General features: G+C 71.1%; 11 protein-coding genes. 5 read left to right on the top strand and 6 right to left on the bottom strand.

What is annotated here, in order from left to right; all coding sequences use genetic code 11:
* From ETD86_RS50230 to ETD86_RS50220, 3 genes are all read left to right on the top strand, one after another.
* The coding region (locus ETD86_RS50230; RefSeq protein ID WP_484213974.1) for a type III PLP-dependent enzyme domain-containing protein at positions 1 to 567 on the top strand (567 nt) is incomplete at its 5' end.
* Between the two features lie 28 nt (positions 568 to 595).
* Positions 596 to 976 (top strand): RidA family protein, encoded by a 381-nt coding sequence (locus tag ETD86_RS50225; protein WP_138673695.1) that lies wholly within the window; start codon positions 596 to 598, stop codon positions 974 to 976.
* 17 nt (positions 977 to 993) lie between these two features.
* Complete coding sequence (locus ETD86_RS50220) at positions 994 to 2,190, top strand: hypothetical protein (RefSeq protein ID WP_138673694.1); 1,197 nt, start codon at positions 994 to 996, stop codon at positions 2,188 to 2,190.
* Here ETD86_RS50220 and ETD86_RS56325 read toward each other — a convergent pair whose 3' ends face one another.
* From ETD86_RS56325 to ETD86_RS50200, 4 genes are read right to left on the bottom strand one after another with little or no spacing between them, the layout of a single operon-like run.
* The gene (locus ETD86_RS56325; RefSeq protein WP_170223734.1) at positions 2,191 to 2,679 is read right to left on the bottom strand and encodes a VOC family protein; all 489 of its coding nucleotides are present in this window, start codon (positions 2,677 to 2,679) and stop codon (positions 2,191 to 2,193) included.
* Positions 2,663 to 3,427: a class I SAM-dependent methyltransferase gene (locus ETD86_RS50210; RefSeq protein ID WP_138673693.1), complete on the bottom strand. Its 765-nt coding sequence runs from the start codon at positions 3,425 to 3,427 to the stop codon at positions 2,663 to 2,665. Before ETD86_RS50210 ends, ETD86_RS56325 begins: the two co-directional genes overlap by 17 nt.
* A gap of 46 nt (positions 3,428 to 3,473) precedes the next feature.
* Positions 3,474 to 3,929, bottom strand: a complete 456-nt coding sequence (locus ETD86_RS50205; RefSeq protein WP_138673692.1) for a Clp protease N-terminal domain-containing protein — start codon at positions 3,927 to 3,929, stop codon at positions 3,474 to 3,476.
* A gap of 9 nt (positions 3,930 to 3,938) precedes the next feature.
* Positions 3,939 to 4,142, bottom strand: a complete 204-nt coding sequence (locus ETD86_RS50200) for a helix-turn-helix domain-containing protein (RefSeq protein ID WP_170223733.1) — start codon at positions 4,140 to 4,142, stop codon at positions 3,939 to 3,941.
* Positions 4,143 to 4,193: 51 nt separating this feature from the next.
* Between ETD86_RS50200 and ETD86_RS50195 the strand changes: the two genes are divergently transcribed.
* Positions 4,194 to 5,699, top strand: coding sequence for an FAD-dependent monooxygenase (locus ETD86_RS50195; protein WP_138673691.1), 1,506 nt, complete (start codon positions 4,194 to 4,196; stop codon positions 5,697 to 5,699).
* Here ETD86_RS50195 and ETD86_RS50190 read toward each other — a convergent pair.
* The gene (locus ETD86_RS50190; protein WP_138673690.1) at positions 5,680 to 6,327 is read right to left on the bottom strand and encodes a response regulator; all 648 of its coding nucleotides are present in this window, start codon (positions 6,325 to 6,327) and stop codon (positions 5,680 to 5,682) included. The two genes, ETD86_RS50195 and ETD86_RS50190, sit on opposite strands and share 20 nt — an antisense overlap.
* Positions 6,324 to 7,433 carry a sensor histidine kinase gene (locus ETD86_RS50185; RefSeq protein WP_138673689.1) on the bottom strand — a complete coding sequence of 370 codons (1,110 nt, stop codon included), beginning with the start codon at positions 7,431 to 7,433 and terminating at the stop codon, positions 6,324 to 6,326. The genes ETD86_RS50190 and ETD86_RS50185 overlap by 4 nt, the downstream gene beginning before the upstream one ends.
* Before the next feature lie 94 nt (positions 7,434 to 7,527).
* On the opposite strand from ETD86_RS50185, the gene ETD86_RS50180 reads away from it, so the two are divergent.
* Positions 7,528 to 8,861: gamma-glutamyltransferase family protein (locus tag ETD86_RS50180; protein ID WP_138673688.1), on the top strand; the 1,334-nt coding region annotated here is incomplete at its 3' end.

The raw sequence follows: 8,861 nt of genomic DNA, 5'->3' as shown, positions 1-8,861 counted from the left end.
GAGCTGGCCGGGGTGGCGGGGTACGAGGGCGGGCTGAAGAGCGCCGACCGGGTCCGGAAATATCTGGACTCGCTGCAAGAGGCCGTCGAGTACGTCCGCGTCAAGAGCCCGATCCTCAGCGTGGGCGGCAGCCAGTGGTTCGACGTGATCGGGCGGGAGCTCGTCGCCGCCCAGGCCAGGATCCTGCTCCGCAGCGGCGCGTACGTCAGCCACGACGACGGCTACTACCGCGAGCGCACCCCGTTCACCCGCATCGACGGCGAGCTGCGCCCGGCGCTGGAGGTGTGGGCGCACGTGTTGTCCACGCCCGAGCCAGGGCTGGCGATCGTGGGCATGGGCAAGCGGGACGCGCCTTATGACGAGGGGCTGCCGATCCCCCGGCGCGGCGACGTCACCGTCGTGAAGATGCAGGACCAGCACACGATCGTGCGGGCCGACGGGCTCAAGCCGGGTGACCTGCTGGCTTTCGGCATCTCCCATCCCTGCACCGCGTTCGACAAATGGCCCGTGCTGCCCCTGGTGGACCAGGACTACCGTGTCGTTGGCACGATAAAGACCAACTTCTAGGGAAAGACCAACTTCTCAGGGAGATCGCGTGAAAAAGGAGCTCCGGACGAGCGAGGGCGCCGCCCCGATCGGCGCCTATTCGCAGGGTCTCGTGGTGGGTGAGTTCGTCTACACCTCCGGCATGGGGCCGCTCGACCCGCACACCGGGGAGATCGTCGGCGACGACGTGGCCACCCAGACGCACCAGGTCATGCGTAACCTCGGCGCCATCCTCGCCGCGCACGGCCTCGGGTTCGACGACGTGGTCAAGTCCACGGTCCACCTGCAGCACCTCAAGCGGGACTTCGCCGCCTACAACGAGGTCTACAAGTCGTACTTCAACCCGCCGTTCCCCGTACGCACCACCGTGGGGTCCGAGCTGCTGGACATCCTCGTGGAGATCGACTTCGTCGCCTACAAGCGCGCATAAGGGCACAGGGACGGCTCGTGGACAGTTCGGTTTACGTCTTCGTCGAGGACCTGCGCGGCGAGGGCGTCGAGCGGGTGCTCGACAGGATCAGCGCGTACGGCGTGGCCGGCGTCACCGTCGGAGCCGTGCACCACGCCTCCCGCGATGTCACCCCGCACGGGCTGTCCAGGCTGACCGTCCGGCACGACGGGGCGCACTTCGCCCCGCCTGCCGACCTGTTCTCCGGGCTGCGGTTGGCTCCGGTGCCCGGCTATCCGGAGGCGTTCGACGGGCTCCGCGAAGCCTGTGCGAAACGGTCCATGAAGCTCCACGGATGGACGGTCTTCCTGCGCAACGCCACGATCGGCATGGAACACCCGGACGTGACGGTACGCGACTGCTTCGGCGACCGCGGCTCCCCCGCCGACCTGTGCCCGGCCCATCCGGACGTGCGCGACTACGCGGTCGCGCTGGCCAGGGCGGTGGCCAGGCTGGGGGTCGACAGCGTGGTGGCCGAGTCGCTGCACTTCAGCCCCCTGGAGGCGCAGCGCTCGTTCGTGCCGCTCGGGCCGATGGACGCATACCTGTTCGGGCTCTGCTTCTGCGACTACTGCATGCGCCGGGCCACCGACCTGGGCGTGCAGGCCGAGGTGGCGCGGGAGGAGTGCGCCGGGATCGTGGGGCGGGTCTTCGACGGCGACCAGCCCGCGCAGGGCGAGGTGACCCGGGCGGCGCTGACCGCGTACGCGGGGCCCGACGTCGTGGCCTACGCCCGGGCCCGCTCCGAGACCGTCACGACGCTGGTGTCCGAGGTGGCGTCGGCGGTGGCCGAGGAGGGCTCCAAGCTGGTGTTCGTCGATTCGACGGGCGCGGTCAAGGGCTATGCCGACGGGTTGCCCACGCCCGGCCTCGCGGCGCACGACGCCTGGCAGTTCGGGGTGGATCTGGTGGCTCTGGGGGATCTCGTGCCGGCGTTCGGGGTGCTGGCGTACGCGCGGGACGCGGCTCGGGTGGCCGACGACGTGGGCGCCTACCTGCGGTCCGTGGGCAAGGATCGGGAGGTGCGGGCGGTGTTGCGGCCGGGCCATCCCGACAGCGACTCCGCCGACCGGCTGCTGGCCAAGGCCCGCGGGGCGAAGGCGGCAGGGGCGCTGGCGGTGGACTTCTACGCGTACGGGCTCGTGCCGCATCCGGTGCTCGACCGCATCCCGGCGGCCCTGTCGGAAGCTCTGTGACTATGCGGTGCTGAAGAGGCAGAACTCGTTGCCTTCCGGGTCGGCCAGCACCACCCACTCGTCATACGTGCCCAGCACGGTGGCGCCCAGCGCGCTGAGCCGGGCGAGCTCGGCGTCGGGGTCGTCGCTCTCCAGATCCAGGTGGAGGCGATTCTTGACGATCTTTCGTTCCGGCACCCGCTGGAACCACAACCGCGGCGACCCGCCCTCGACCAGCACGTGTTCACTGGCCTCACTCCGTGAGGCGGGTTCGGTCGCCATATGCCGCCGCCTTCCCCCGCTCTGGTCGCTTCGCTCCCGCCGCTCCTCCAGGCGACGGCACTCCCTCACCGGATCGTGTTCCGGATCGTCGACGCCTTCCGCACGCAGCCGCGCCAGCTCGGCCTCGTCATAGGGGGCGACGGCGTAGCCGTCCAGTGCGGCGGCCCAGAACCTGGCCAGCGAGGCCGGGTGCCGGCAGTCGACCACGACGTCACGCAGCCTGGCCACCGGGCCGCCTCGCCTCGATGAGGAACCTGCTGGAGTGCGCCACGAACGGCCCCTCGGCCTCGATGCGCTCGTGCAACGCCCGCAGCTTGTCCTGGTATCGCTCGGCGGAGAACCCCGGCACGATCCAGATCACCTTCCGCAGGAAGTAGATCACCGCACCGACGTCGCGGAACTCCATCCGCAATCGCTCGAACCGCAGGTCCACGACCTCCAGCCCGGCGGACTCGGCCGCCTCCCTGGCCTTGTCGGGGTCGCGGTGCGAGCCGTCGTACGGCCCGATGAAGTAGTCGGTCAGCTCGGCCACGCTCCACGGCCCCACCTGCTGGGAGAAGTAGGACCCGCCGGGTCGCAACACCCTGGCGATCTCCGCCCACCACGTCGCCACCGGGTGCCGGCTGCTGACCAGGTCGAAGACCCCGTCGCGGAACGGCAGGCGCGGCTCGTCGTCGTCGGCCACCACCCACGCCCCGCGCGGGCGCAGCCGGGAGGCGGCCAGCTTGAGGTTGGGCGGCCACGACTCGGTGGCCACGGTCACCGGCGGCAGGCTGGGCAGGCCCGCCAGGATCTCGCCGCCGCCGGTCTGGATGTCGAGCGCGGCCCGCGCCCCGGCCATCCGCCCGGCGAGCAGCCGCGCGTAGCCCCATGAGGGCCGTTCCTCGCTGGCCCGGCCGTCGAGCCAGGAGAAGTCCCAGCCGTCCACGGAGACGGTGCTCGCCTCCCGGACGAGGTCGTCGTACGTATGCCGCATCTTTTGACCTTGTCAGCGGCCCGGCCCGGCGTTCAACCAAATTTCGTCATGCGAAGCGGCTGCGTACCGCCGCGCGATCGATCATGAGCTGGTCGATGAGCTGCGCGACGGGGTCGGGCCGCCGCTGCGCCAGCAGGGTGAGTGCGAGCTGCCGGGGCGCCTCCGCGGCTCTGGTCCGCCCCGTCGTGGCCTTGATGGCGTGGTTGATGGCGGCACGGGCACTGGAGGTGAGCGCCGTCGAGGGGACCCGCGGGTGCTTGCGCGGCGTCTTGGGCACGTCGCCGACCTCGAGGCCGAGCATGCGCAGTGCCGCCTTGTCGAGGTCGTCGAGCGCGACCCTGGCGCCCTCCAGGTCGACGCCCAGCGACCGCGCCACATCCTGGTGGTGCAGGAGGCCGAGCAGCAGGTGCTCGGTGCCCAGCCGCCGGTCCCCCCGCAACCTGGCCTCCTCGAACGCGGCCATGATGACCACATGGAACGGGGTCTTCTGTCTGCCGAACATCCCGAATCCTCACTTCCCGTATTTGGCGTGCACCGACTGCCGTGACATGCCGAGCGCGTCGCCGATCTGCTCCCAGGTCCAGCCCTGCTCCCTGGCGAGCGCCACCGACACGGCCTCGACCTGCTCGGCCAGCCGGTGCAGCGCGCCCACCGCCCGCAGACCCATGGCGGGGTCGTTGGACCTGATCCGCTCGGAGAGCTCTGTTACGTCCACGGTGTCAGGCTAGCTTGACAGCTGGAGATGTGTCAATCTAGCCTGACAGCCATGGACGATGTGTTGATCGTAGGAGCGGGCCCTGTCGGCCTCATGCTCGCGTGCGAGCTGAGCCTGGCCGGGATCCGCCCGATCGTGCTGGAGAAGAGGGCCGAGCCGAGCGAGCTGCCCAAGGCCAATGGCCTGGGTGGGCAGATCATCGAGCTGCTCGACCACCGCGGCCTCCTGGAGCGTTTCAGCGAGGGCAGCCCGTTCGCGGGCCGGGCCCCGGGGTTCCCGTTCGGGTCGGTGCCGCTGAGGTTCGACGGGCTGGACGACATCCCCCTGCGGCTGGTGCTGATCCAGCAGCCGCGCATGGAGCGGCTGCTGGCCGAACGAGCGGTCGAGCTCGGCGTCGAGATCAGGCGAGGATGCGAGGTGCTCTCCCTCGACCAGGACGCCGACGGCGTGACGCTCGGCCTGGCGAACGGCACGGCGGACGGCACGGCGGACGGCACGCCGGACGGCACGCCGGACGGCACGGCGGAGGACAACGTACGCGCCCGCTACGTCGTGGGCTGCGACGGCGGGCACAGCCTCGTACGCGAGCTGGCCGGGATCGGCTTCCCCGGCACCACCGCCGACTATGTGCTGCGGCTCGGCCACTTCAAACTGGACGGCGTCGCCGACCCCTTCAAACCCCTGGAGCTGGCCGGGCTGGAACCGGGCTGGAACCGGACCCCGCACGGCCGCGTGCTGCTCACCTCACTGCAGCATGACGTGCTGATCGCCGGCGTGCGAGAGAAGGGTGACGGAGCTCGGCCTCAGGAAGGCCCCGTGACGCTCGAGGACTTCCGCGCGGCCGTGCGCCGCGTGCTGGGCAGGGACCTACCCTTGGGAGAGCCGATCTGGCTGTCGAGCACGGTCGTGCAGGCGCGGGTGGCCGAGCGGTATCAAGCCGGGCGGGTGTTCCTGGCCGGGGACGCCGCGCACCTGTTCCCCGCGGGCGGCTCGGCGCTCAACGTCGGCATGACCGACGCGGCCAACCTCGGCTGGAAGCTGGCCGCCACGCTCCACGGCCGCGCCCCGGCAGGGCTGCTCGGCACGTACGAGGCCGAGCGCCGCCCGGCCGCCGAGCGGACACTCGTCCAGACCCGCGCGCAGGCGGCCCTGGACCGCCTGGACGACGAGGACGGCGCGGCACTGCGTGAGTTGCTCGGCGAGGTGTTCGCGTACGAGCAGCCGGCCCGCCACCTGGCCACGCTGCTGCACGGTTCTGACGTCCGGTACGGCTCCGACCCGCATCCGCTGGTCGGCCACTTCGTCCCCGACCTGGCGCTGGCGGACGGCCGCCGGGTGGCCGAGCTGATGCGCCAAGGCCGGCCGGTCCTGCTCGACCTCGGCGGCGGGGCCGACCTCGACGACAGGGACAGGAGCTGGATCGACGTGATCAGGACACGTGCCGACGACGCGCCCGCCGACACGTTGCTGATCCGCCCCGACGGCTACGTGGCCTGGGCAGGAACGCCGGGCCTGCCCGAAGCGATCTCCGCCTGGTTCACCCCCAGCCCGGCCTGACGAGCCCCGACTCGTACGCGATCACGACGAGCTGGGCCCGGTCGCGGGCGTGCAGCTTCATCATGGACCGGCTCACGTGGGTCTTGGCGGTGGCCGGCGACATGAAGAGCTTGGCGGCGATCTCGTCGTTGGTCATGCCGGTCCCGACCAGGGCGAGCACCTCGCGTTCGCGCTCGGTGAGCTGGTCGAGGCCGTCGGCGGCGGCCGGCTCCTTCGCTCGGGAGGCATACTCGGCGATCAGGCGGCGGGTCACGCTCGGGGACAGCAGCGCCTCCCCGGCCGCGACCACCCGGACGGCCTGGATCAACTCGGCGGGCTCGGTGTCCTTGACCAGGAAGCCGCTGGCGCCGCCGCGCAGCGCCTCGAAGACGTACTCGTCCAGCTCGAACGTCGTCAGGATGATGATCCGCGGGCCCTCCGGCATCTGGCGGGTGGCGGTGAGGCCGTCGGTGCCCGGCATGCGGATGTCCATGAGCACCACGTCCGGCCCGTGCTGGGCCGCCAGCCGCACCGCCTCCGCGCCGTCGGAGGCCTCGGCCACCACCGTCATGTCCGCCTGGGCGTCGAGCAGCGCCTTGAAGCCCGCCCGGACCAGCGCCTGGTCGTCGGCCAGCAGCACCTTGATCATGAGGTCTCCTCGGGTAGTGGCAGCCGGGCCTCGACCTCGAAGCCGGCGCCCGACGGGCCGGCGACCAGCGTCCCGCCCAGCGCGACGGCCCGCTCGCGCATGCCGGGGATGCCGTTGCCGCTGCCGGACTCGGACAGTACAGCAGGGGTGGTCGCGCCGGTGTCGGTCACGCGGAGGGCGAACTCGCGTTCGCCGTACTCCAGCCGCACGGTCACCGCCGAGCCGGGGGCATGGCGGGCGGCGTTGGTGAGGGACTCCTGCACGATCCGGTACGCGGCCCGCTCCACCGAAGGCGGCAGCGGGCGTGTGCCGACCCGCTTGAGCGTCACCTCCAGGCCCGAGCGCTCGATCAGCTCGTCGAGCCGGTCGAGCCCGGCCGTGGGCGAGCGCGGGGCGCCCTCGCGCAGCACGTTCAGCACCGAGCGCATCTCGCCCAGCACCTCCTTGGACGCCGTCTTGATGGTGGCCAGGGCCGTCCTGGCCTGTTCCGGGTTGTCGTCGATGAGGTGCAGCGCGGTCGACGCCTGGACGTGGATGAGCGAGATGTTGTGCGCGAGCACGTCGTGCAGCTCCTGCGCCATGGTCAGCCGTTCCTCGCTGGCCTGCCGTCTGGTCTCCTCCTCGACGGCGCGCTGCTGCTGGGCGCGGCGCTCGCGGGCGATCCTCACCATCTCGGCCGCGACCATGCAGAGCAGGATGAACGACGACACCGCCAGGTCGTGGAAGAGCCCGCGCTGCGGCTGGGAGGTGACCCAGGGGTAGACGATGAAGGTCACCAGCGTGACCCCGGCCATGACCCACGCTGTCGGCCGATGGCTCCGCAGGACCAGCAGGAAGAGCATGGCGATCGGCGAGATGAAGATCCCGCCGTACGGGTAGCCGAGCCAGACGTAGACGTAGGTCGCCAGGAAGGTGACGACGGACGTGGTGATCGGGAACTTCCGATGCAGGACGAGCATCAGCGGCCCGACCAGCAGCAGCCCGTAGGAGAGCGGGTCGAGCGGCTCCCTCGACGCCTGCCCGCGCTGCGCACCCTGGGACAGCGCCACCTGGAACACGGCGGCGATCAGGGCGAGGTAAGGGGCGAAGCCGGACTTGGAGCGCACGCCTCAACGCTAAGTCACCACCCTGACCAGCGCATCACCCTCATGTCGCAGGGGGCCCTACCGCGACGGGCGTACCTGGTGGATTGTGGAGATCATGCGACGAGTGATCGTTCCCGCAGCAGCAGTCCTCACCACGCTCGTGCTCGCTCCCCCCGTGGCGGCCGAGCCCCAGCAGAAGGTCCCGGTCGCCGAGGGGTATGGCGGCGCTGTCGCCACCGTCGACCTGGACGCCAGCAAGGCCGCCCTCTCCGTGTTGAGAAAGGGCGGCAACGCCGTGGACGCCGCGGTCGCGGCCGGTGCGGTGCTCGGGGTCACCGAGCCGTACTCGGCCGGGCTGGCCGGCGGCGGTTTCATGGTCTACTACGACGCCAGGCAGCGTAAGGTCTTCACGATCGACGGCCGCGAGACCGCGCCGCGGGCGATGACCTCGACCACCCTGGAGGGCATCCCATTCGAGGAGGCCGTCACCAGCGGATTGTCGGCCGGCGTGCCGGGCACGGTCGCGAACTGGGACCTGGCCCTGCGCAGGTTCGGCACGATCTCGCTCAAGCAGGCGCTCCAGCCCGCGATCGAGGTGGCCTCCAAGGGCTTCGTCGTGGACCAGACCTTCTACGACCAGACCGCCGCCAACGCCACCCGCTTCAAGGACTTCACCTCCACGGCCGCCCTGTACCTCCCGAACGGCGCCCCGCCGCCCGTCGGCTCGGTGTTCAGGAACCCGGAGCTCGCGGACACGTACCGGCAGCTGGCCAAGCGCGGCCCTTCCTGGTTGTACGGCGGCCGGCTCGGCGAGGAGATCGTGGCCACCGTCAAACAGCCCCCGGTCACCCCTGGCAGCACCCGCAACGTGCGTCCCGGCCTGATGGAGCTGTCGGACCTGCGTGCGTACCGCGCCCTCATGCGGGAGCCCACCAAGATCTCCTACAAGGGCATGGACGTGTACGGCATGGCGCCTCCGTCCTCCGGCGGATCCACCGTGGGCGAGGCGCTCAACATCCTGGAGTCGCTGCCCAAGGTGGGCCTGCACGAGTACCTGGAGGCGTCCAGGCTGGCCTTCGCCGACCGCGGCAAGTACGTCGGCGACATCCCCGGCGTCCCGCTGAAGGAGCTGCTGTCGGACGGCTTCGCCAAGGAGCGGGCCTGCCTGATCGGCGAGCGGGCGATGGCGCACCCGGCCGCGCCGGGCAGCCCGGACGGCTCGTACGAGCCCTGCGCCCAGCCCACCGGGAGCGCCACCCCGGTCGCGGACGAGGGCCCCGAGACCACCCACCTGGTCGTGGCCGACCGCTGGGGCAACGTGATCGCCTACAACCTGACCATCGAGTCCACCGGTGGCAACGGCATCGTGGTGCCGGGCCGCGGCGTGCTGCTCAACAACGAACTGACCGACTTCACGTTCGGCCCCGCCCCCGGCGACCCGAACCTGCC

The sequence above is a fragment of the Nonomuraea turkmeniaca genome (assembly GCF_005889735.1).
In the GTDB taxonomy this organism is placed as follows: domain Bacteria; phylum Actinomycetota; class Actinomycetes; order Streptosporangiales; family Streptosporangiaceae; genus Nonomuraea; species Nonomuraea turkmeniaca.
This window is presented reverse-complemented; position numbering and strand designations above follow the sequence as displayed.